Origin of the sequence: Streptomyces sp. BBFR51, assembly GCF_044591655.1 — a bacterium.
GTDB lineage: Bacteria > Actinomycetota > Actinomycetes > Streptomycetales > Streptomycetaceae > Streptomyces.
The window spans coordinates 4,032,000-4,055,598 of record NZ_CP172448.1 but is presented as its reverse complement, the minus strand read 5'-3'; the positions used below and the strand labels follow the sequence as shown (position 1 = coordinate 4,055,598).

10 protein-coding genes and 3 rRNA genes are annotated in these 23,599 nt (G+C 70.2%); 8 read left to right on the top strand and 5 right to left on the bottom strand.

What is annotated here, in order from left to right; all coding sequences use genetic code 11:
- Positions 1-661: 661 nt before the first annotated feature.
- Together ACGH7X_RS18375 and ACGH7X_RS18370 are read left to right on the top strand one after the other, a co-directional pair.
- A complete protein-coding gene (locus ACGH7X_RS18375; RefSeq protein ID WP_399886435.1) occupies positions 662-2,791 on the top strand; it encodes an asparagine synthase-related protein in 2,130 nt (709 codons plus the stop codon).
- A 723-nt stretch (positions 2,792-3,514) separates the two neighbouring features.
- Positions 3,515-6,832: a BTAD domain-containing putative transcriptional regulator gene (locus ACGH7X_RS18370; protein WP_399886434.1), complete on the top strand. Its 3,318-nt coding sequence runs from the start codon at positions 3,515-3,517 to the stop codon at positions 6,830-6,832.
- Here ACGH7X_RS18370 and ACGH7X_RS18365 read toward each other — a convergent pair.
- Both ACGH7X_RS18365 and ACGH7X_RS18360 read right to left on the bottom strand, forming a co-directional pair.
- Complete coding sequence (locus ACGH7X_RS18365) at positions 6,819-9,119, bottom strand: sigma-70 family RNA polymerase sigma factor (protein WP_399886433.1); 2,301 nt, start codon at positions 9,117-9,119, stop codon at positions 6,819-6,821. The two genes, ACGH7X_RS18370 and ACGH7X_RS18365, sit on opposite strands and share 14 nt — an antisense overlap.
- A 176-nt stretch (positions 9,120-9,295) precedes the next feature.
- Entirely contained in the window at positions 9,296-10,111 is an 816-nt protein-coding gene (locus tag ACGH7X_RS18360) for a TetR/AcrR family transcriptional regulator (protein WP_399886432.1), read from the bottom strand.
- A gap of 374 nt (positions 10,112-10,485) precedes the next feature.
- On the opposite strand from ACGH7X_RS18360, the gene ACGH7X_RS18355 reads away from it, so the two are divergent.
- On the top strand, positions 10,486-11,865 hold the full coding sequence (locus ACGH7X_RS18355) for an NAD(P)/FAD-dependent oxidoreductase (RefSeq protein WP_399886431.1): 1,380 nt from the start codon (positions 10,486-10,488) through the stop codon (positions 11,863-11,865).
- A 184-nt stretch (positions 11,866-12,049) separates the two neighbouring features.
- Positions 12,050-13,738, top strand: a complete 1,689-nt coding sequence (locus ACGH7X_RS18350; RefSeq protein WP_399886430.1) for a SpoIIE family protein phosphatase — start codon at positions 12,050-12,052, stop codon at positions 13,736-13,738.
- 45 nt (positions 13,739-13,783) lie between these two features.
- On the opposite strand, the gene ACGH7X_RS18345 is transcribed toward ACGH7X_RS18350, so the two are convergent.
- Complete coding sequence (locus ACGH7X_RS18345) at positions 13,784-15,064, bottom strand: MFS transporter (protein WP_399897141.1); 1,281 nt, start codon at positions 15,062-15,064, stop codon at positions 13,784-13,786.
- Positions 15,065-15,210: 146 nt separating this feature from the next.
- On the opposite strand from ACGH7X_RS18345, the gene ACGH7X_RS18340 reads away from it, so the two are divergent.
- The 4 genes from ACGH7X_RS18340 (at position 15,211) to rrf (ending at position 21,520) form a co-directional block, all read left to right on the top strand.
- Positions 15,211-15,759, top strand: coding sequence for a MarR family winged helix-turn-helix transcriptional regulator (locus ACGH7X_RS18340; RefSeq protein ID WP_399886429.1), 549 nt, complete (start codon positions 15,211-15,213; stop codon positions 15,757-15,759).
- Positions 15,760-16,397: 638 nt separating this feature from the next.
- Positions 16,398-17,924 (top strand): 16S ribosomal RNA (locus tag ACGH7X_RS18335).
- A gap of 272 nt (positions 17,925-18,196) precedes the next feature.
- Positions 18,197-21,319: ribosomal RNA gene (locus ACGH7X_RS18330) — 23S ribosomal RNA — on the top strand.
- A gap of 84 nt (positions 21,320-21,403) precedes the next feature.
- Positions 21,404-21,520, top strand: a 5S ribosomal RNA gene (gene rrf / locus ACGH7X_RS18325).
- Together the 16S, 23S and 5S rRNA genes form the textbook arrangement of a ribosomal RNA operon.
- Before the next feature lie 51 nt (positions 21,521-21,571).
- Here the strand turns inward: rrf and ACGH7X_RS18320 are convergent.
- Positions 21,572-22,240: a response regulator gene (locus ACGH7X_RS18320; protein WP_399886428.1), complete on the bottom strand. Its 669-nt coding sequence runs from the start codon at positions 22,238-22,240 to the stop codon at positions 21,572-21,574.
- Positions 22,237-23,508 carry a sensor histidine kinase gene (locus ACGH7X_RS18315; RefSeq protein ID WP_399886427.1) on the bottom strand — a complete coding sequence of 424 codons (1,272 nt, stop codon included), beginning with the start codon at positions 23,506-23,508 and terminating at the stop codon, positions 22,237-22,239. The genes ACGH7X_RS18320 and ACGH7X_RS18315 overlap by 4 nt, the downstream gene beginning before the upstream one ends.
- Between the last annotated feature and the right edge of the window lie 91 nt (positions 23,509-23,599).

Below are 23,599 nucleotides of genomic sequence, written 5' to 3'. Positions count from 1 at the left end.
GTAAACCCAGCGTAGTTCGCCGCATCCCAGGCGTTAAGAGGCATTGTTCCGGATGGCGGGATTGTGGTCCGTACTGAAGTGCGGTGCCTGCACGGTCTGTTGTCACGTGCTCCCGGTGTGTGGCCGTGCGCCCGCCCGTGCGCTCTTCTCCGGCCACGGGGGGAGCGGTTCCATGGGCGTTGCGTGGGTCGGCCCGCTGTACTGGATCCAGTGGGCTGGGGGACGCCGCCGCCTACATCCCCGCGGGCGGCGGACCGGCCCGGGGGGCGAGTCCCGTCCCCCGGGCCGCGCACCGCCGGCAGGCTGTCGGACGGTGCGCGGAGACTGTACGGAGCGTATTCGAACGTGTCCGCGTGACGCTGATTTGGCTGAAAATCGTCCCCGGTGATTCCGGGGTACTACCGCCCTCACCACGGGAGTTGAGGGCGCGTTGAGTAGCCAAAGGGCGCGTTACGGGGGCGCATTCGCGTCGTCTTCACGCCCTTCGGAGAGCTGCCGAAGCGCGGTGGAGAGGGAGTTGACGCCCTCGCGTGGGTTTCCGCGCGGGCGCACTCGTAGGAGCTCATGCGGCTCCGCCGACGCTCTGTGGCGCGCCCTTCATGGCAGCATGGGGAACCAGTTCGTACGGTGCACTGGTTGTCCCCAGCCTGTGGAGGCGTCGATGCGGTGGTTGGTGGGGTGGAGCAGCGCCGCCGTGGGAGCAGCCGGGATCGCCGGAGCGGACGGCTCCGTGCCCGGCTCCGTGGGCGCCAATGGCTACGACGGCGAGACCGTGCAGCCCGTGGGCGCCCAGCCGTTGTGGGGCGACCCCGACCCCCTGTGGGCGGTCGGCGACTGGCGCCCCGACGAGGTGCGCGTCGTCACGGCCGACCCGCAGACCCGGATCGCCGTGCTCGGCATCTGCGGCGCGAGCGACGAGCAGCTGCGGGTCGCGCTGTTCGCCGCGCGCGGTGGCGCCCTGCGGCATCTGACGGCGTGGCCCGGCAGCTACACCGCCGTCGTCCAGGTGGGACGGCGGATCACCGTCTGCGGCGATCTCGCGGGCGCGCGGCCCGTGTTCCACACCCCCTGGGCCGGCGGCACCGCCTACGCGACCGCCGCGCTGCCGCTGGCCGACCTCGTCGAGGCCAACCTCGACTTCGGCCACCTCGCCGCGCTCCTCGCCACGCCCGACGTGCCGGCCGCGCTGGACGACTCCACCCCGTACGACGGCGTGAAGCGCGTTCCGCCGGGGCATGCGCTGATCCTGCGCGCCGGGGCGCGCGAGGTCGCCGGGTACGAGCCGGTGGCCTCACTCGCCGTCGCGGCACCCTCGGCCGACCCCGACCGCGCGGTGGACGGCGTGCGGGACGCCCTGGTGGAGGCGGTGCGCACCCGGCTCGCCGCGCCGCGGCACGTCCCTGGGGACGGTATCGACCCCGGGCCGGTCCCGGGCATGGGCCCCGCGGAACGCCGTGCGGCGCGCGGCATGCCGGTGCCGGGCATCGGGGCCGACCTGTCCGGCGGGCCGGCCTCGGGCACGCTGGCACTGCTGGCGGCCGGGCTGCCGGGGATGCCGGGGACCGTGCTCGGGCACGGCACCGGGGCGGGGGAGCGGCTGCTGGCCGTCACCTTCAACGACCTCGCCGTCGGCGGGCAGGAGCCCGAGCTGGCGCGGGCGGGCGCGCTCGCGGCCAACCCGCGGCTGCACCACGTGGTGGTCACCGGCGGCGAGGACATGCTGCCGTTCGCCGCGCTGGACGGGCCGCTGACCGACGAACCGGGCTCGTCCCTGGTCGCCGCCGCACGGCACCGGGCGCGGCTGGCCGCGGGCAGCGCGGACCACTTCACCGGGTACGGGGCGCGGCAGGTCCTCGACGCCCACCCGGCGCGGCTGGCCGACCTGCTCATGGACCGCAAACGGCGCCATCTCGTACGGCCGGTCGCCGCGCTGGCCAAGGCCGACGGGTCGGTACTGGTCCCCGCGCGCGTGTACGGGGCGGCCCGGCGGCTGGCGCGCACGCCGTACCGCAGCGGGCTCGAGGTGCTCTCCGAGCGGTTGCTGCGCAGACGCTTCGACGCGCTCGGCGACGGGGCGATGGACGCGTCGCTGGCCGCGCTGACCTGGGCCGGAGCCGGGCCGGCGGCGCGGTGGCTGACCGGAGAGGCGCTGGCTGAAGTATCGGTTCGCCTCCAGACGTCCTCGCAGCGGTCCGGGGTCGGTCCCGGGCAGCGGCCCGGTGACTTCCGGGCGCGGGCGGCGCTGGCACGGCAGGCCGCGGACGTGCGGGTGCTGGAGCAGGCCGCCGAGATCCGCTTCCAGCGGTTGCACGCGCCGTTCCTCGACAACCAGGTCGTCCGCGCGTGTCGTGCGCTGCCGGAGGCGCTGCGGGTGCGGCCGGGGGCGCGGGCGGCGATCCTGCGGACGGTGCTGGAGGGGGCGGGGGTGAGCGAGCTGCCGAGCGGGTGGGGTGCGCCCACCCAGGCGGTGGCGGCCTCCGCCGCGCGGATCGGGCTGCGGGCCTCCGCGGACTCCCTGCTGGGGCTGTTCGACACGCCGCTGCTCGCGGAGGCGGGGCTCGTGGAGGCGCGGGTCGTGCGCAAAGCGGTGCGCGCGGCCGCCGCGGGTGAGCCGCTGCCGCTGGACGGGCTGGCCGACCTCGTCTCCCTCGAACTCTGGCTCCGCCGCCTCCTCGCCCGCCGCGGCACCTGCTGGACCGGCACCCCGGCCCGCCAACGCGCCGTACCCGCGGGCATCGCCCCGCAACGGGGGGCGCTGGGCGGCGCGGGAACGGTCGCGCGCCGGGGCTGAACGCGGGTGCCTCCGGCGGTTGAGCGGGGGTGCCTGCGGCGGCCTGTGCGGGGTGGGTGGGGGTGCGGGGGTGCCTGCGGCGGCCTGTGCGGGGTGGGTGGGGGTGCGGGGGTGCCTGCGGCGGCCTGTGGGGGGTGGGTGGGGGTGCGGGGTGCCTGCGGCGGCCTGTGCGGGGTGAGTGGGGGTGCGGGATGCCTGCGGCGGCCTGTGCGGGTCCGGTGGGGGTGCGCGTAGCGCGGTGCGTTGTGGGTGGGTCGGTGCCGCGCCGGGGGGTGTCCGTCCTCGGAACGGCGCGGAATCGGTCGGCCACAGATGCGGGACGCGTTGACGCGCCAACCGCTGCGGGCGGACACCCCCCGACACGACCCCTTCCCGCCGTACGCGGCTCTCCGCCCGCCTCCCGCCGCCCGCGCCCGTCCGCCGTCCGCGGCTTTCCGCCCGCCGCCCGCGCCCGTCCGCCGCCGGCGGCCGTCCGCGGCTCTCCGCCGTAGCCGCGGGCAGTCCCCCCGCCCCCGCAGCTGCGGGCAGTCGCCCCCGCCCCCCCGGTAGCTGCGGGCAGTCGTGCCGCTGGGGCGGCACGGGTGGGCGCAGCGGCACCCCGCTACGCCGGGCCGCGTCACCCACCCCCGGCCCGCACCCACGCCGGGTGCCAGGAGGACGCCGGCGCACTCACCGCACCCACGCCGGGTGCCCGCACACCGCCGGTGCGGCGACAATGACCCCGTGCGGTACAGAATCCTGGGCGTGGCCCAGACGGAGGACCACGGCACCGTCGTCACCCCCGGCGGGCCCCGCCTTCGCGCGCTCCTCGCCGCCCTCGCCCTGCGTCCCGGCCACGTCGTCACGCCCGCCACCCTGATCGACGAGGTCTGGACGGACGAGCCGCCACAGGACGCCCCCGCCGCCCTCCAGGCCCTCGTCGGCAGGCTCCGCCGTACCGTCGGCAAGGACGCCGTCGCCTCCGCCCCCGGCGGCTACCGGCTCGCCGCGACCCGCGACGACGTGGACCTGTTCGTCTTCGAGCGCCTCGTACGGGAAGGCACCGCCGCCCTCGAACGCGGCGACGCCGCGACCGCCGCCCGCCACCTGGACGAGGCACTCGCCCTCTGGCGCGGCCCCGCCCTCGCCGACCTCTCCGGTCACGCCGCCCGGCCCGAGGCCCTGCACCTGGAGGCCACCCGCACCCGCATCGAGGCCGGACTGCGCCTGGGCGACGCCCACGACGCCGTGCCGCGGCTGCGCGAACTGACCACCGCGCACCCCTACGACGAACCGCTGCACGCCCTCCTCGTCCGCGCCCTGCGCGCCACCGGCCGCGAAGCCGACGCCCTCGCCGCCTACGAGAGCGTCCGCCGCGCCCTCGCCGAAGGCCTCGGCACCGAACCCGGCCCCCGCCTGCGTGCCCTGCACGCCGAACTGCTCGGCGCGCAGGCCCCGGGACGCCACGCTCCGGCACCCGAGCGGACCCAGGCACCCGAGCGAAGGGGCAACATCCGACCCCGGCTGAACTCCTTCGTGGGGCGGGAACTCGAACTCGACGCCATCCGTTCCGAATTGCACAGGGCCCGACTCGTCACCCTCACCGGACCGGGCGGCTCCGGAAAGACCCGCCTCGCCGAGGAGGCCGCCGCCCGGCTCCCGCAGGCATGGCTGGTCGAGCTGGCCCCGCTCGACCGGCCGGAGGCGGTGCCCGGCGCGGTCGTCAACGCCCTCGGGCTGCGCGAGACCGTGCTGGTGACCGGCGACCGGCCGGCCGTGCAGGACGACCCCGTCGCCCTGCTCGTCGAGTACTGCGCCTCGCGCAGCCAACTCCTGGTCCTCGACAACTGCGAACACGTCATCGGCGCGGCCGCCCGGCTCGCCGAGACCCTGCTGACCCGCTGTCCGGACCTCACCATCCTCGCCACCAGCCGCGAACCCCTGGGCGTCCCCGGCGAGTCCGTGCGCCCGGTCGAGCCGCTCACCCCCGACCAGGCCCACCGCCTCTTCACCGCCCGCGCGACCGCCGTACGCCCCGACGCGGACGCCGTACTGCGGGACGAGGACGCGGTCGCCGAGATCTGCCGGCGCCTCGACGGGCTGCCCCTCGCCATCGAGCTGGCGGCCGCCCGCCTGCGGCTGCTCACCCCACGCGAGATCGCCGACCGGCTCGACGACCGCTTCCGCCTGCTCACCTCCGGCAGCCGCACCGTCCTGCCCCGCCAGCAGACGCTCCGCGCGGTCGTCGACTGGTCCTGGGACCTCCTCGACGAGGCGGAACGCACGATGCTGCGCGAGCTGTCCGTCTTCGCCGGCGGCTGGGACCTCGAGGCCGCGGAGGCCGTCGGCACCGGGCCCGCGGCCGACCTCGTCGGTGCCCTCGTCGACAAGTCCCTGGTCGTCGCCGACCCCGGCACCCAAGGCACCGGCATGCGCTATCGCATGCTGGAGACCATCCACGAGTACGCCGACGAACGCGCCGCCGAGGCGCCCGGCCTGCGCGCCGCCGCCGAAGAGGCCCACCGCGCATGGGCGCGCGCCCTGGCCGAGGAGGCCGACCCGCGGCTGCGGTCGGCCGCGCAACTGCCGTACATCTCCCGTCTGGAGACCGAGCACGACAACATCCGCGCGGCCCTCGACCGCTCCCTCACCGCGGGCGACGAGGAAGAGGTCGCCGCCCTCGTCCTTGCCATGGGCTGGTTCTGGTGGCTGCGCAACTACCGTCATGAAGGCGTCAGATGGCTGGACCGCGCCCTGCGCCTGGGGGCCGCCCTGGACGCGGGCGGTGCCCAGGTGCCGTCGAAGGACGTCCTCGCCCGTCGTACGGCCGCCGCCGACCCCGTAGAAGCGCTGCTCGCCGCCCGGGAGGACGACCGGCGGCACCCGCTGCACTCCCTGCGCATGCGGGTGCGGATGATGCACATCCTCCTCACCTTCGAGACCGGGCCTGGGGACAGGCTGGTGGACGGCCGCATGCGGCGGTACGTCCAGCGGGTGCGGGACCACTTCGCCGCGGGCGGGCCGGAAGCGGCCCGGGTGCCCGGCCTCATCTGGCCACTGACCGAGTTCTTCGTCAGCGACTCGGGCGACGTCCGGCACTCCATGGACGCCGCCGTCGCCAACTGCCGCACCTACGGGGGCGAGTGGGAGATCGCCGCCAGCCTCATGTTCCGTACGCACGCGGTGGTCGACACCTCGGGCACCCTCGCCGGCGTCGACGACGACCTGGCGGAACTGCGCCTGCTCAGCCGCCGCGTCGGCGACCGCCTGGTGGAGGCCCAGGTGTGCAGCGCCTTCGGCGAGGCCGCCATGGTGCGCGGCCGCTACGAGGAGGCCAGAGCCGAGTACGAGGAGGCGCTGCGGCTCGCCGAGGAGGTGGGCGCGTTCGCGGAGTCGCCGTTCCTCATCGCCCGGCTCGCCGAGATCGCCTACCGCGAGGGCGACCGCGGCACGGCACTCGCCGTACTCGACGAGGCAGGCGCCGCCGCCGACCGGTACGGCGTGGTGGACTCCAAGGCCTTCGTCCTGATCCTCAGGGCCGGACTCGCGGTGGACGACAAGGAGTTCGCGCGGGCGCGCGTCCTGTGGGAGGCGGCCTGCGAGGAATGCGCGCGCGGTACGCCCCCGCCCCAGTTCCTGGCGATGCTGGGGCTGGTGGACGTGCTCGTGACGGCGGGCGAGTCGGGCCCGCGACCGGCTTTGCCACTGCTGGCGGACACCATCCGTACGGCAGTCGAGGAGGGGTGCGCCGAGCTGGTCATCGCGACCCTCGCGGACAGTGCCGCGGGGCTGCTGTGCGAGCTGGGCGACCACGCCCGCGCGGTGCGGCTGCTCGGCGCGGCCGGTCACTGGCGCGGCGACCGGCCGCGCCCCATGCCAGACCGCGCGCACGCCGAGCGGGCCGACTCCGCCGCCCGCGGTGCCCTCGGCGGGGAGCGGTACGCCGTCGAGCTGGCCCAGGGGGCCGCCCTCACGACGCGGGACGTGTTGGGCGAGCTGGACGAGGCGGTGCGGGCCGGCCGACCGCGGCAGCCGGTCCCACAGGCGCCTACGCGCAGGTGAAGCGCGACCGGGCCCAGTCCGCGAGCGCCACCGAGTCGAAGGGGCTGTGCGGCTCGGTCACCAGCCGCAGGGTCTCGCGCCCCGAGATGTCCACATGGACGGGCACCGCCGGGTCCCCACCCTTGACCATCCCCGAGCTCCACACCCGGACGCCGTCCGCGTACACCGAGAAGTGGACCCTTCCGAGCTTCATCGTCAGGTCGTCGACACCGGCCAGCGCGTCGTAGGACGAGCAGTCACGGTTGAGGTCGACGGTGACCGAGGAGCGCCCGTTGACGGTGACCCCGTGCGCGTACCGCACGTCGTCGATCGACAGGGCGGAGCGCTGCCACACCCAACTGCTCCCGGCCAGTCGCATCTCGGGGCCGGTGCCGTCGCCGGTCACGTCGTACGCCAGCTCGCTCCACTGGTAGACGGTCGGGGCGGGCGGTGGTGGCGGAGGTGGAGGCGTCGGGGTGGGGGTCGGCGTGGGAGTCGGGGTCGGTGTCGGCTTCGGGGTGGGCGTGGGCTCCGGGGTCGGTGTCGGCTTCGGAGTGGGGGTGGGCGTCGGGGTCGGCCTGGGCGCTGCCGCGGGTACCTGCGGGCGGGGTGGCCGCGTCGAGGGCGTGGGGGTGTCCGGGGCGGGCTGCGCCACCGGCGAGGAGGCGGGTGGAGCGGCCTTCGGCGGCTCCTCGTCCGGGGCGTCGTTGCCGGCCAGCGCGAAGACCAGCGCCGCCGCGGCGGCCACCGCCACGACACCGGCCGCGATGCCGGCCTTCACCGGCGCGCCCAGCCCTTCGGAGGCCGCCGCACCGCCCCCGGCGCCCGCTCCGCCGGACGTACCGCCGCTCGCCGCGGCCGCCGCGCCCGCGGCTCCGGCCGCACCGGCGCCCGCGCCCCCGGCGATGAGTCCCGCCGCCTTGGCGTACCCGGCGACACCGAACCAGCCGATGACCGCGACCGGCACCACGGCGGGAATGCCGCTGGCGACCTCCTCGATCTGGGTGGCGGCCAGCCGGCACCTGGCGCACTCCTCCAGGTGCTTGCGCAGCCCGCGTTCGGCCCGGATGCGCAGCCTGCCGCGCGCGTACGTGCCGAGCTGGTCGGCGTAGCGGGCGCACTCCTCGTCGGCGACCAGGGCATCGCTGACATGGGCCTGGAGGTAGGCCTGCTTCAGACCCTCGCGGGCTCGGCTGGCGAGGACGCGGGTGCCGTTGGCGTCGAGCCCGAAGAGCATGGCCACCTCGCTCGGCGACTCGTCCTCGACCTCGGTGTGCCACAGCACGGCCTGCCACCGCTCCGGCAGCGACCGGAAGGCCCGCATGGCCATCGACTGCTCGGCGTCGTGCATGGCGCGGACGTCGGCGCCCAGCTCCAGGGTGTCGTCGTCCGGCACCTTGGCGGTGTGCGCGGCCTGCGCGGCGAACACCGCGAAGTCCTCGACCAGTTGCTCCCGCCCGGCCGACCGCGTCCAGCCGGCGGCGACGCGCCGGACCGCGGTGAGCAGGTAGGCGCGTACGGCGTGCTCGGGCCCCGAACCGCCGCGCACCGCCTGGAGCATGCGGGCGAACACCTCGGCGGTGAGGTCGTCCGCGGTGTGGGCGTCGCGGCAGCAGGTGCGCGCGTACCGGCGTACCGCGTCCGCGTGGCGCCGGTAGAGCTCCTCGTAGGCCGTGTCGTCGCCCGAGCGCATCCGCTCGATCAGGTCCGCGTCGGACGACGGCAGCTCGCGCGGCGGCGGCAGGATCCCGTCGTCGTACAGGACGCGCGGCGGCGGCAGAACACTGTCCTCGTGCAACTCACGCTGCGCCGGAACACCGACCCCCGCCCGCCTCCCGCCTTCGGCCCGCCCCCCGCGTCCGTCGTCTTCGGCTCGGCCGCCGTGCCTGTCGCGTTCGGTTCGGTCGCCGAGCCCGTCGTTTTCGGTGGGGCCGCCACGGCCGCCGTCCTCGGGGGGACCCCCGCGCCTGTCGCCTTCGGCCTGGCCACCGAGTCCGTGGCCTTCGGCCGGGCTCCCGTGCCTGGCGCCTTCGGCGGGGGCGCCGCGCCCATCGCTTTCGGTCCGGCCACCACGGCCGCCGTCCTCGGCGGGGCCCCCGCGGTCGCGGTCATCGGCCGGCCGGTCGACCCCCGCGGGAACGCCGTCCCGCCGGACCTGGGTCGGCCCACCCTGGCCCGGCACCTGCGGCGAGTCACCCGCCTGGGCCTCGTCGGCCTTGGCGTCACCGGCCCGGGTGTCGCCGTTCCCGATGTCACCGGGTCCGATCTTCCCGTCACCGAGTGACCCGTCCCGCCCGTCAACGCTCATCGCGGAAAGCCCCCGCCACCTGCCCAGCCCGTCCGAACACCGGGTCAGCGTGCCATATTGGCTTTTGTTCAGGACAGCCCTGCGCCGACCATCACTCGTCCGTGGGGACTTGCCGTGCCGCGGTGATAACGCTCAGCCGTTCGGGGAAGGAGAAAGCCCCCGCCTCGACGGGCGTCTCACGCCGGCCGCGACCGCAGCCCCTCCAGCAGGATGTCCAGCAGCCGTGCCGAGGCAGCCGCCTGCTGTGCCGGGTCCGGCAGCGAGGGCGCCGCCGTGGCTATCACCAGCAGCACGTCCGACACCGACACGTCCGGCCGCAGCTCGCCCGCCGCACGCGCCCGCTCCACGAGCCGGCCCACGACCTCCAGCAGCGCCGCCGCCCCGTCGTCGCCCGCCAGGGAAACCGGTCCGTCGGCCGACCCACCGGCCGACCCACCGGCCGACCCACCGGCCGTCACGGTCTCCTCGGACACCAGCCGCAGCTCGCCGGTGCCCGGCTGCATCCGCTGCTGCGGCACCCTCGGATCACCGGCCGTCGCCCCGCCGTCACCGTCGTCCGACACGCCGACCCGCAGCACCTGCGGCGGCAGCAGCCGCCCGGCGCCGGAGGCCACCGACGTCCGCAGGAAACGGGACAGCGCCGACCACGGCTCGTCCTCCTGCCCGAGCGCCGTGCGGGCCTGGTCGGTCAGCCGCGCCGTCTCCTCCTCGGCTATCCGCCGCACCAGCACGTCCTTGCTCGGAAAGCGCCGGTACACCGTGCCGACACCGACCCGCGCGCGCCGGGCCACGTCCTCCATCGGCGCGCCGTACCCCAGCTCGCCGAACACCTCGCGCGCCGCGCGCAGCACGTGCTCCAGATTCCGCTGGGCGTCCACACGCAGGGGCGCGCTGCGCGCCGAGTCGCCGCGTGTGCCGCCCGTCGCCGCACTCATCGCACCGCCGGGCGCGACAGCCGACGCGGACGACCAATGAGAGTCCTGAACATGCATAGACATTCCCCCGGTAATGACGTCTCCCCCCGGAGACTCTCCCCGCCATCGAAAGCCGGAGTGCGCGGAACGGGCCCGGTTCTGCGGCCCGCCTGTCGCGGACCCCATGAGCACATCCCCCTACACCCCGTCGGAAAGAACATAGTTGAGCGGGGGGCAATTCAGAAGGGGCACGTTCCGCACGGAGCGCCCCCCGATCGGAACACGGATCGCACACACCCCGAATGTGCCGCCTCCCACCCCCGCACTCACCCCCTCTGACCTGCGCGACAGCGCCACAACGCGACGATTCGTCCGACTCCGCTCCTTGACGATCTCCGGTCACACAAATCGACGAGCCTGTGGACAAACGCAGGCGCCGGGTGCGTCATGGGATGGTGAAGGAACGTGCGCGCATTCTCGTTGTCGGTGGTGGCTACGTCGGGATGTACACGGCCCTGCGGCTGCAACGGAACCTCAAGGGCGAACTCCGGCGGGGCGAGGCAGGGATCACCGTCGTCACCCCCGACCCCTACATGACGTACCAACCGTTCCTCCCCGAGGCGGCGGCCGGATCCATCTCCCCGCGGCACGTCGTCGTGCCCCTGCGCCGGGTCCTCGGCCAGTGCGACGTCGTCATCGGCGAGGCACAGTCCATCGACCACACGACGCGCACCGCCACCATCACCACCCTCGCCACCGACGAGGAGAAGACGGGCGCCCGCCGGCTGACGTACAACGAACTCGTCCTCGCGCCCGGCTCCGTCTCGCGCACCCTCCCCGTCCCGGGCCTCGCCGACCACGGCGTCGGCTTCAAGACCGTCGAGGAGGCCATCGGCCTGCGCAACCACGTCCTCGAACAGATGGACATCGCCTCCTCCACCCGCGACCCCGCCATCCGCGACGCCGCCCTCACCTTCGTCTTCGTCGGCGGCGGCTACGCGGGCGTGGAGGCCCTCGGCGAGCTGGAGGACATGGCCCGCTACGCCGCGCGGTACTACCACAACGTCACCCCCGAGGACATGAAGTGGATCCTCGTCGAGGCCTCGGACCGCATCCTGCCCGAGGTGGGCGAGGAACTCGGCCGCTACACGGTCAGCGAACTGCGCCGCCGCAACATCGACGTACGCCTGGACACCCGCCTCGAATCCTGCGCCGACCGCGTCGCCGTCCTCAGCGACGGCTCCCGCTTCCCCACCCGTACGGTCGTCTGGACGGCCGGCGTCAAACCGCACCCGGTCCTCGCCGCCACCGACCTGCCCCTGAACGACCGCGGCCGGCTCACCTGCACCGCCCACCTGTCGGTCGACGGCGCCCCACACGCGTGGGCGGCCGGAGACGCCGCCGCCGTCCCCGACGTCACCGCGTCCGAACCCGGCCGGGAATGCGCCCCCAACGCCCAGCACGCCGTCCGCCAGGCCAGGGTCCTCGGCGACAACGTCGCCCACGCCCTGCGCGGCGAACCCCTCGACACCTACGCGCACAAATACGCCGGTTCCGTCGCCTCCCTCGGCTTCCACAAGGGCGTCGCCCACGTCTACGGGCGCAAGCTGAAGGGCTACCCCGCGTGGTTCATGCACCGCGCCTACCACCTGAGCAGGGTCCCCACCGTCAACCGCAAGGCGCGCGTGCTGGCGGAATGGGTCATCGCCGGACTCTTCAAACGGGAGATCGTCTCCCTGGGTTCACTCGAACATCCGCGGGCGGAGTTCGAACTCGCGGCCGGTGGAAAGCCTTCTCAGGAGCCACCGCACAACCCGAAGGGGTCGTCCTGACCGGACTCAGGAACTCCTGCGGCCACTGAGGCGTCTGACGGATGCCGACCCGGCCGGCACCCTGCCAGACTGGTCCACCACCGCGGGCGCGCCGCCGCTCGCCCCAGCGCGGCCCCCGGGGCCCCGGCCGGTCCCGGCCCGCACCGGGTCTCCGGCCGCCGACAACTACACGAGGCAAGGATTCGTGAACTTCACGCGCTGGAGCGCCCGACTCCCCGGAACGCAGCGCCGCGCCGCAGCGCGGACCGACACGACGGTCTCCCCCGACCGGCGGGGAGACGGCTCCGTACCCGCCGCCCGCGCCGAACAGCTGACCGACGAGGCCCCGCCCGCCCCCGCCGTCCCCACCGTTGACGAACTGCCCGTGCGCGATGTCCTCGACCGCGTCCCGGCCCTTGTCGCCCTCGTCCACGGCCCCGAGCATCGCCTCGCCTACGTCAACGACGCCTACGTCGCCGCCTTCGGCACCCGCGACCTGGGCGAACGGGCCCGCGAGGCGCTGCCCGAACTGGACGCGCCGGGCCTCTTCCCACTCCTGGACCAGGTCCAGCGCAGCGGCAGGCCCCGCACCCTCAAGTCCCGCAAGGCCCCCGACGGCCGCTCCTACACCTTCACCTGCACCCCGGTCACCGACACCGACGCCGACAGCGGGAACGAAGGCGGCGGGGGCGGCCGAGGCGGCCGAGGCGTCCTCGTGTTCGCGACCGACGTCACCGACCACGCCGAGGCCGCGGGCCGCCTCCGCGCGAGCGAACGCAGCCAGCGCGAGACCGCCGTCACCCTCCAGCGCTCGCTCCTCCCGCAGGAGCTGGAAGAGCCCGACGACCTGCGCGTAGCCGCCACCTATCACCCCGGCGGCACCGAAGCGGCCGTCGGCGGCGACTGGTACGACGTGATCACCCTCGGCGGCGGCCGCACCGCCCTCGTCATCGGCGACGTCATGGGCAGAGGCGTCCGCGCGGCCGCCGTCATGGGCCAGCTCCGTACGGCGGTCAGGGCCTACGCCCGCCTCGACCTGCCCCCGCACGAGGTGCTCCAGCTCCTCGACGGCCTCGCCACCGAGATCGACGCCAACCAGATCGCCACCTGCGTCTACGCCATCCACGACCCGAACGAGGGCCGGCTGGTCTACGCCTCCGCCGGCCACCTGCCCATCCTCGTCCGCGACGAGAACGGCACCGTCCAGCGCGCCGACGAACCCACCGGCCCCCCGCTCGGCACCGGCGGCTGGATCCACACGTCCGGCTCGATCGCCCTGCCCCCCGGCTCCACGGCCGTCCTCTACACCGACGGCCTGGTGGAACGCCGCAACGAGGACCTCGACGAGGGCATCGCCGGCCTCGAGCGCGCCCTGTCCGGCGCGACCGGCACCCCCCAGGTGGTCTGCGACCGCCTGATCCGCTCGGCGGGCGTCACCCCCGACCACGACGACGACGTCGCCGTCCTGGTCCTCCAGCACCCCGCCCGCAAGGGCGCCGAGGCCGAGCTGTTCCGCAACGCCGCCCTGGAACTGCTCGGCGGCGTCGAAGCGGCCCCACGCGCGCGTGCCTTCGCCTCCGGCGTCCTCACCAGCTGGCGCTTCCCCACCGACCTGCACGACCTTGGCGTCCTGGCCACCAGCGAACTGGTCGCCAACTCCCTCCAGCACGGCACGCCACCCATGCGGCTGCGCCTGCGCCGCACCGACCGCCGCCTGATCATCGAGGTGACCGACGGGGACGACCACCTGCCCCGGCGCCGCCGCGCGGAACCGGTGGACGAGTCCGGCCGGGGCATCGCCATCGTCGCCACGATCGCCTCCAACTGGGGGTCCCGGCGCACACCCGGGGGCGGCAAGGCGGTCTGGTGCGAGTTCGTCCTGCAGAAGCCGTGAGCCGGGGCGGTCGGCAGCAACCCGCCGTCCCCACCCCGGCCCGGCTCACGCCTCCGCGGCAGCCACCGCCTCGACCGGCGCCCCGCCCTGCGTGACCACCCGGCTCCTGCCGAGCGACGGCTGGTTCTGTACGTCCGTGAGCTGCCGCCCCAGCCGCACCGCCAGCACCGTGATGCCCAGCGAGAACAGCAGGAACGCCACGATGTACGGCGCGTGCAGCGAAGCCCCGAGCGGCCCGCCCACCGCGGGTCCGATCGCCAGCGCGAGCTGCTTCACCAGGGCGAAGGCGGAGTTGTACTGCCCGGCGAGACCGGTCGGCGCCAGATCCGCCACCAGCGGCGCCAGCGTCGGCGACAGCATCGCCTCACCCAGCCCGAACAGCGCGTACGTCGAGATGAACGCGGCCGTCGCCATCGTCTGGCTGCCGTGCCCCAGCCCGGCGTACCCGGCCACGGCCCACGCGAAGGCCCAGATCAGCCCCACGGAGGCGATCACCCGTGACCGCTTGCGCCGCTCCACGAACTTCAGCACCGCGAACTGCGCGACCACGATCACCAGCGTGTTCGCGGCCAGCGCGGTCCCCAGCGCGGACGTGGAGATCCCGGCCGCCTCGACGCCGTACGCGCTCAGCCCCGACTCGAACTGCCCGTAGCAGGCGAAGAACAGCACGAAGCCCAGCACGCACAGCTGCACCATGGCCCGGTTGCCGAGGAGCTGCTTCCAGCTTCCGCCGCCGGCGTTCTGCCCCGGCGCCTCCTCGAGCCGCGGCGCGCGCGGCGCCCGCACGGTCGCCATGACGGCGACGAGCACCAGGAACATCGCCGCCTCGATCGCGAACAGCAGCGTGAAGGACGAGGCGCTCGTGGTGTCGACCAGATGACCACCGATGAGCCCGCCGACGCCGAGCCCCAGGTTCTGCAGGAAGAACTGCGTCGCGAACGCCCGGGACCGGGTCTCCGACGAGGAGCAGTCCACGATCATCGTCGCGAGCGCCGGCTGCATCACGGCCTGCCCGGCACCCAACGCGGCGGCGGAGATCAGCACGGTGCCCGCCGAGGCGGACAGCCCGAGGCTCAGCGCGCCGAGCGCGGCGGTGACCAGGGCGACGAGCAGCACCGGCAGCGGACCCCGCCGGACGATGGCACGCCCGGCGAACGGCAGCACGATCAGCGCGGCCACGGCGAAGACGGCGAGCACGAGGCCCGCCGTGACAGAACCCAGTCCCCGTACCTGCGCCACATAGACATACAGATAGGGGACGGTGAAGCCGAGTCCGAACGCGCTGAGTGCGTTGCCCACGTGGATCCGGCGCATCGCCGCGCCCATTGCCCTGGTCACGTTCACCCTCTCTTGATCTCTCGGGATCGGTCGCTACAGCCGTTAGAGCTGAAGACTTAGAAGCTAAAGTTCGAAGGTAAAGAGTACATACCGAAGGACTTCAAGGCAAAGGAGCTGCGTGCCATACTGCGGCCATGGGCGACACCTCCGGCGCCGGCGAGCCGACACTCGAAGAGCAGATCGCCGCCTACCAGCGCGAGTTCCAGGACCTCGACCCCCAGGTCGAGAAGATCGTCTCGGCACTCTCCCGCCTCAACCGCCGTATGAACGTCGCGTACGGCCGGCAGACCGCCGAGTTGGGCATCAGCAACACGGACTGGGAGGTGCTCAAGGCGCTCGTCCTCTCCGGCGCCCCCTACCGGCTGGGCCCCGGCGACCTCGCCAAGCGCCTCGGCCTGACGCCGGCCGCGATGACCCACCGCATCGACCGCATGGTGACGGAGGGCCTGGTCACCCGGGAGCGCGACGAGTCCAACCGGGTCCGTGTGATCGTCGCGCTGACGGCGGACGGGCGCCAGAAGTGGCTGGAGGCAATGCGCCTCGCCACCGTCTTCGAGGAGGACCTGCTCCAGGACCTCTCCGCGGACGACCGGACCGCGCTCGGCGAGGTGCTCACCCGTCTCCTGCGCAGGGTGGAGCACGCACAACCTGACGCCGGCGGCCGGCTCAGCGACCTCGATTAAAGATCTTGACAGCGACGCTTGACAGCCCCCTACGGGATCCGTAATGTTCTCCGGGTTGCCACGGGACCGTAACGGTTCTGCGGTAGCACCTCCCGCCGCATCAGCGGCACCCAAACCACCAGCATGATCCCCCAGTGGGAATGACTTCGGTGTGTCCGAATTCAATTCCGCTTGGTACTCGTCGGCCCGATCGACCCCGATTGGGAATCGCCGAGAGGGTCCGCTAAGGTTTGAGACGTCGAAACGGCCCAACGGCCGCGGAGACAACCCCTTCTGACGGGGAATCAGAGCCCGAAAGGATCTGATAGAGTCGGAGTCGCCGGAAAGGGAAACGCGAAAGCGGGAACCTGGAAAGCACCGAGGAAATCGGGTCGGAAAGATCTGATAGAGTCGGAAACGCAAGACCGAAGGGAAGCGCCCGGAGGAAAGCCCGAGAGAGTCTCTCAGGTGAGTACAAAGGAAGCGTCCGTTCCTTGAGAACTCAACAGCGTGCCAAAAGTCAACGCCAGATATGTTGATACCCCGACCTGATCGGTTCTTCTGATCGGGTTGAGGTTCCTTTGAAGTAACACAACAGCGAGGACGCTGTGAACGGTCGGATTATTCCTCCGACTGTTCCGCTCCCGTGATGTAAAGCATTCACGGAGAGTTTGATCCTGGCTCAGGACGAACGCTGGCGGCGTGCTTAACACATGCAAGTCGAACGATGAACCACTTCGGTGGGGATTAGTGGCGAACGGGTGAGTAACACGTGGGCAATCTGCCCTGCACTCTGGGACAAGCCCTGGAAACGGGGTCTAATACCGGATACTGACCCTCGTAGGCATCTGCGAGGTTCGAAAGCTCCGGCGGTGCAGGATGAGCCCGCGGCCTATCAGCTTGTTGGTGAGGTAATGGCTCACCAAGGCGACGACGGGTAGCCGGCCTGAGAGGGCGACCGGCCACACTGGGACTGAGACACGGCCCAGACTCCTACGGGAGGCAGCAGTGGGGAATATTGCACAATGGGCGAAAGCCTGATGCAGCGACGCCGCGTGAGGGATGACGGCCTTCGGGTTGTAAACCTCTTTCAGCAGGGAAGAAGCGAAAGTGACGGTACCTGCAGAAGAAGCGCCGGCTAACTACGTGCCAGCAGCCGCGGTAATACGTAGGGCGCAAGCGTTGTCCGGAATTATTGGGCGTAAAGAGCTCGTAGGCGGCTTGTCACGTCGGTTGTGAAAGCCCGGGGCTTAACCCCGGGTCTGCAGTCGATACGGGCAGGCTAGAGTTCGGTAGGGGAGATCGGAATTCCTGGTGTAGCGGTGAAATGCGCAGATATCAGGAGGAACACCGGTGGCGAAGGCGGATCTCTGGGCCGATACTGACGCTGAGGAGCGAAAGCGTGGGGAGCGAACAGGATTAGATACCCTGGTAGTCCACGCCGTAAACGGTGGGCACTAGGTGTGGGCAACATTCCACGTTGTCCGTGCCGCAGCTAACGCATTAAGTGCCCCGCCTGGGGAGTACGGCCGCAAGGCTAAAACTCAAAGGAATTGACGGGGGCCCGCACAAGCGGCGGAGCATGTGGCTTAATTCGACGCAACGCGAAGAACCTTACCAAGGCTTGACATACACCGGAAACGTCTGGAGACAGGCGCCCCCTTGTGGTCGGTGTACAGGTGGTGCATGGCTGTCGTCAGCTCGTGTCGTGAGATGTTGGGTTAAGTCCCGCAACGAGCGCAACCCTTGTCCCGTGTTGCCAGCAAGCCCTTCGGGGTGTTGGGGACTCACGGGAGACCGCCGGGGTCAACTCGGAGGAAGGTGGGGACGACGTCAAGTCATCATGCCCCTTATGTCTTGGGCTGCACACGTGCTACAATGGCCGGTACAATGAGCTGCGATACCGCAAGGTGGAGCGAATCTCAAAAAGCCGGTCTCAGTTCGGATTGGGGTCTGCAACTCGACCCCATGAAGTCGGAGTCGCTAGTAATCGCAGATCAGCATTGCTGCGGTGAATACGTTCCCGGGCCTTGTACACACCGCCCGTCACGTCACGAAAGTCGGTAACACCCGAAGCCGGTGGCCCAACCCCTTGTGGGAGGGAGCTGTCGAAGGTGGGACTGGCGATTGGGACGAAGTCGTAACAAGGTAGCCGTACCGGAAGGTGCGGCTGGATCACCTCCTTTCTAAGGAGCAATAGCCGACTGCAGGCAAATGTCCTGCACGGTTGCTCATGGGTGGAACGTTGACTACTCGGCACACTTGACCTGATCTTCTCGTTAGTACTGCTTCGGCGTGGAACACGAGTGGGGGAGGGGCAGGGGTGTCGGGCACGCTGTTGGGTATCTGAGGGAATGATTTTCCTTCAGTTGCCGGCCCCAGTGAACTTGCCTGTGAGGGCAGGGTGATGGGTGGTTGGTCGTTGTTTGAGAACTGCACAGTGGACGCGAGCATCTGTGGCCAAGTTTTTAAGGGCGCACGGTGGATGCCTTGGCACCAGGAACCGATGAAGGACGTGGGAGGCCACGATAGTCCCCGGGGAGTCGTCAACCAGGCTTTGATCCGGGGGTTTCCGAATGGGGAAACCCGGCAGTCGTCATGGGCTGTCACCCGCTGCTGAACACATAGGCAGTGTGGAGGGAACGCGGGGAAGTGAAACATCTCAGTACCCGCAGGAAGAGAAAACAACCGTGATTCCGGGAGTAGTGGCGAGCGAAACCGGATGAGGCCAAACCGTATACGTGTGAGACCCGGCAGGGGTTGCGTGTGCGGGGTTGTGGGATCTCTCTTTCACAGTCTGCCGGCTGTGAGGCGAGTCAGAAACCGTTGATGTAGGCGAAGGACATGCGAAAGGTCCGGCGTAGAGGGTAAGACCCCCGTAGTCGAAACATCAGCGGCTCGTTTGAGAGACACCCAAGTAGCACGGGGCCCGAGAAATCCCGTGTGAATCTGGCGGGACCACCCGCTAAGCCTAAATATTCCCTGGTGACCGATAGCGGATAGTACCGTGAGGGAATGGTGAAAAGTACCGCGGGAGCGGAGTGAAATAGTACCTGAAACCGTGTGCCTACAAGCCGTGGGAGCGTCGGACGGAGAGCTTGCTCTTTGTCTCGTGACTGCGTGCCTTTTGAAGAATGAGCCTGCGAGTTTGCGGTGTGTTGCGAGGTTAACCCGGGTGGGGAAGCCGTAGCGAAAGCGAGTCCTAATAGGGCGTTTGAGTAGCACGCTCAAGACCCGAAGCGGAGTGATCTAGCCATGGGCAGGTTGAAGCGGCTGTAAGAGGTCGTGGAGGACCGAACCCACCAGGGTTGAAAACCTGGGGGATGACCTGTGGTTAGGGGTGAAAGGCCAATCAAACTCCGTGATAGCTGGTTCTCCCCGAAATGCATTTAGGTGCAGCGTCGTGTGTTTCTTGCCGGAGGTAGAGCACTGGATAGGCGATGGGCCCTACCGGGTTACTGACCTTAGCCAAACTCCGAATGCCGGTAAGTGAGAGCGCGGCAGTGAGACTGTGGGGGATAAGCTCCATGGTCGAGAGGGAAACAGCCCAGAGCATCGACTAAGGCCCCTAAGCGTACGCTAAGTGGGAAAGGATGTGGAGTCGCACAGACAACCAGGAGGTTGGCTTAGAAGCAGCCACCCTTGAAAGAGTGCGTAATAGCTCACTGGTCTAGTGATTCCGCGCCGACAATGTAGCGGGGCTCAAGCGTACCGCCGAAGTCGTGTCATTGCAGCAATACGGCCAACGCCGGCTGTGATGGGTAGGGGAGCGTCGTGTGCCGGGTGAAGCAGCCGCGGAAGCGAGTTGTGGACGGTTCACGAGTGAGAATGCAGGCATGAGTAGCGATACAAACGTGAGAAACGTTTGCGCCGATTGACTAAGGGTTCCTGGGTCAAGCTGATCTGCCCAGGGTAAGTCGGGACCTAAGGCGAGGCCGACAGGCGTAGTCGATGGATAACCGGTTGATATTCCGGTACCCGCTGTGAAGCGTCAAACATCGAACCAGGCGATGCTAAGTCCGTGAAGCCGTTCCGGACCCTTCGGGGAAAGGAAAGTGGTGGAGCCGGCGAACCAGACTTGCAGTAGGTGAGTGATGGGGTGACGCAGGAAGGTAGTCCATCCCGGGCGGTGGTTGTCCCGGGGTAAGGGTGTAGCCCGTCATCCAGGTAAATCCGGATGGCATGTGGGTGAGACCTGATGCCGAGCCGATTGTGGTGAAGTGGATGATCCTATGCTGTCGAGAAAAGCCTCTAGCGAGTTTCATGGCGGCCCGTACCCTAAACCGACTCAGGTGGTCAGGTAGAGAATACCGAGGCGTTCGGGTGAACTATGGTTAAGGAACTCGGCAAAATGCCCCCGTAACTTCGGGAGAAGGGGGGCCACACTCGGTGACGAGTTTTACACTCTGAGCTGGGGGTGGCCGCAGAGACCAGCGAGAAGCGACTGTTTACTAAAAACACAGGTCCGTGCGAAGCCGTAAGGCGATGTATACGGACTGACGCCTGCCCGGTGCTGGAACGTTAAGGGGACCGGTTAGTCACATTTCGGTGTGGCGAAGCTGAGAACTTAAGCGCCAGTAAACGGCGGTGGTAACTATAACCATCCTAAGGTAGCGAAATTCCTTGTCGGGTAAGTTCCGACCTGCACGAATGGCGTAACGACTTCTCGACTGTCTCAACCATAGGCCCGGTGAAATTGCACTACGAGTAAAGATGCTCGTTTCGCGCAGCAGGACGGAAAGACCCCGGGACCTTTACTACAGTTTGATATTGGTGTTCGGTTCGGCTTGTGTAGGATAGCTGGGAGACTTTGAAGCTCGCACGCCAGTGTGGGTGGAGTCGTCGTTGAAATACCAGTCTGGTCGTGCTGGATGTCTAACCTGGGTCCGTGATCCGGATCAGGGACAGTGTCTGATGGGTAGTTTAACTGGGGCGGTTGCCTCCTAAAGAGTAACGGAGGCGCCCAAAGGTTCCCTCAGCCTGGTTGGCAATCAGGTGTTGAGTGTAAGTGCACAAGGGAGCTTGACTGTGAGACCGACGGGTCGAGCAGGGACGAAAGTCGGGACTAGTGATCCGGCGGTGGCTTGTGGAAGCGCCGTCGCTCAACGGATAAAAGGTACCCCGGGGATAACAGGCTGATCTTCCCCAAGAGTCCATATCGACGGGATGGTTTGGCACCTCGATGTCGGCTCGTCGCATCCTGGGGCTGGAGTCGGTCCCAAGGGTTGGGCTGTTCGCCCATTAAAGCGGTACGCGAGCTGGGTTTAGAACGTCGTGAGACAGTTCGGTCCCTATCCGCTGTGCGCGTAGGAGTCTTGAGAAGGGCTGTCCCTAGTACGAGAGGACCGGGACGGACGAACCTCTGGTGTGCCAGTTGTCCTGCCAAGGGCATGGCTGGTTGGCTACGTTCGGGAGGGATAACCGCTGAAAGCATCTAAGCGGGAAGCCTGCTTCGAGATGAGGACTCCCACCCCCTTTGAGGGGTTAAGGCTCCCAGTAGACGACTGGGTTGATAGGCCGGATCTGGAAGCACCGTGAGGTGTGGAGGTGACCGGTACTAATAGGCCGAGGGCTTGTCCTCAGTTGCTCGCGTCCACTGTGTTGGTTCTGAAACCACGAACAACCCCATGTGCCACACATGGTGCGGTTGAGAGTTTCATAGTGTTTCGGTGGTCATAGCGTAGGGGAAACGCCCGGTTACATTTCGAACCCGGAAGCTAAGCCTTACAGCGCCGATGGTACTGCAGGGGGGACCCTGTGGGAGAGTAGGACGCCGCCGAACAATCATTGCGAGAAAACCCCGCACCGGGAACGGTGCGGGGTTTTCTGCGTTCTACCCCACCAACTTCGTGTCGTACGCCAGGATCACCGCCTGGACGCGGTCCCTCGAGCCCGTCTTGGCCAGGATGCGGCCCACGTGGGTCTTGACCGTCGACTCGGCGAGGTGGAGGCGCTCCGCCATCTCCGTGTTGGTCCAGCCCTGGCCCATGACCCGGAGGATCTCGGTCTCCCGGTCGGTGAGCGAGGACAGGCGCGGATCGGGAGCGTCGGGGGAGTTGTCCGGCCCGGTGGCGGCCGGCAGATGGTGGACGTAGGCGTCGAGGAGGCGGCGGGTGAGGCTCGGGGCCACCACCGCGTCGCCCGTGGCCACCGCGCGGATGCCGGAGAGCAGTTCCTCCGGCTGGGCGTCCTTGACGAGGAATCCGGAGGCACCGGCGCGCAGGCCGGCGTAGGCGTACTCGTCGAGGTCGAAGGTCGTGAGGATGAGGACGCGGGTGCGGCCCCCGTCCGCGACGATGCGACGGGTCGCCTCGATGCCGTCCAGACCGGGCATCCGGACGTCCATGAGGACGACGTCGGGGTGGAGTTCGGCCGTCATCCGGGCGGCTTCGGCGCCGTTGACGGCCTCGCCGACGACCGTCATGTCGTCCTGGCTCTCCAGGAGCATCCGGAAGCCGAAGCGCTGGAGGGGCTGGTCGTCGGCTATGAGGACGGTGGTCACTGCGGGGGTTCCTCCGGTAGGTGCAGACGGACGCGCCAGCCCCGCTCGGGGGCCGGACGTGGACCGGCCTCAAGTGTGCCCCCGTACAGGGACGTTCGCTCGCGCATCCCGGGCAGGCCGCGGCCGCCGGTGAGGGCGGGGGACGGGGCCGCCCGTCCGGTGTCGCTGACGGTGAGGGTGACGGCGCCGCCCGCCTCGTAGGAGAGGTCGATGTGGGCGGTGGCGTCGGGGCCGGCGTGCTTGAGGGTGTTGGTGAGGGCTTCCTGGATGACGCGGTAGAGGGTGAGCTGGCGGCCCTCGGGGAGGGCGGCCTTGCCCTTGACGCTCGTACGGACGGGGAGGCCGGCCTGGCGGACGCCGTCGAGGAGGCGGTCGAGGTCGGTGAGGGCGGGCTGGGGGGCCAGTTCGGCCTTGCCGGCGGCGTCCTGGTCGTCGTCGCGCAGGACGTCGAGGAGACGGCGGAGTTCGCCGAGGGCCTGGCGGCTGGTGGTACCGATGGCGTCGAGGGCCTGCGTGGCGCGGTCGGGGGACTTGGCGGCGGCGTAGCGGCCGCCGTCGGCGAGGCCGGTGATGACGGAGAGGTTGTGGCCGATGATGTCGTGCATCTCCCGGGCTATGCGCGCGCGTTCGGCGGCCGCCGCGAGCCGGACCTGCTGGTCGCGTTCGGTCTCCAGGCGGCGGGCGCGGTCCTCCAGGGCCTCGGTGTAGTCGCGCCGGGTGCGTACGGTGATGCCGATGAGGGCGGCCACGCCGATGGAGACGAGCTGCGAGCCGAGCTGCTGGTTCCAGGAGCCCGCGCCGTCCCCGTAGCGGACGACCGTGACACAGGTCGGGGCGGTCGCCAGGGCCACCGCCCACCAGAGGTTGCGCAGCGGCAGGCGCAGGGCGATGTGGTGGACGAGGAGGAGCTGGAGCAGCGCGGCTTGGAGGGCGGCTCCCGAATAGGCGCTCGCCAGGGCCGCGGGCAGCGTGACGATCAGGGCGGCCCGGGGGTGGCTGCGGCGCCAGAGGAGGGGCACGGAGAGGGCGAGGCTGAGCGCGATGACGAGGCCGACGGGAACGCCGGGGTCGTGGGCGACGTTGCGCCAGCCGCCGGAGGCGTCGATCAGGGCGGCCAGCACCCAGAAGCCGGTGAGGTGCAGGTCCCACACGAGTGGACGGCGGCGGTCGAAGGCGCGGACCCGACGGTTGACGCGCTGGACGTACTCGGTGAGGGGTTCGGCCGCCCTGTCTTCCGGCAGGGGCTGTGCGGGGTCCACGTGGTCCATCCGACCATGGTCGGGGTTCCGGGGCCGGTGGGCGTCCCTCCGGGGGCCGTATATGAGGTGAGAGGCGTAGTACCCGGGTATTACGGTGGCC

Bases quoted from the DNA above. Each gene is read 5' to 3' on its own strand.
- ACGH7X_RS18365 (WP_399886433.1), bottom strand. From the start codon at position 9,119: ATGAGCGTTGACGGGCGGGACGGGTCACTCGGTGACGGGAAGATCGGA.
- ACGH7X_RS18375 (WP_399886435.1), top strand. From the start codon at position 662: ATGCGGTGGTTGGTGGGGTGGAGCAGCGCCGCCGTGGGAGCAGCCGGG.
- ACGH7X_RS18355 (WP_399886431.1), top strand. From the start codon at position 10,486: ATGGTGAAGGAACGTGCGCGCATTCTCGTTGTCGGTGGTGGCTACGTC.
- ACGH7X_RS18360 (WP_399886432.1), bottom strand. From the start codon at position 10,111: ATGCATGTTCAGGACTCTCATTGGTCGTCCGCGTCGGCTGTCGCGCCC.
- ACGH7X_RS18315 (WP_399886427.1), bottom strand. From the start codon at position 23,508: ATGGACCACGTGGACCCCGCACAGCCCCTGCCGGAAGACAGGGCGGCC.
- ACGH7X_RS18340 (WP_399886429.1), top strand. From the start codon at position 15,211: ATGGGCGACACCTCCGGCGCCGGCGAGCCGACACTCGAAGAGCAGATC.
- ACGH7X_RS18345 (WP_399897141.1), bottom strand. From the start codon at position 15,064: ATGGGCGCGGCGATGCGCCGGATCCACGTGGGCAACGCACTCAGCGCG.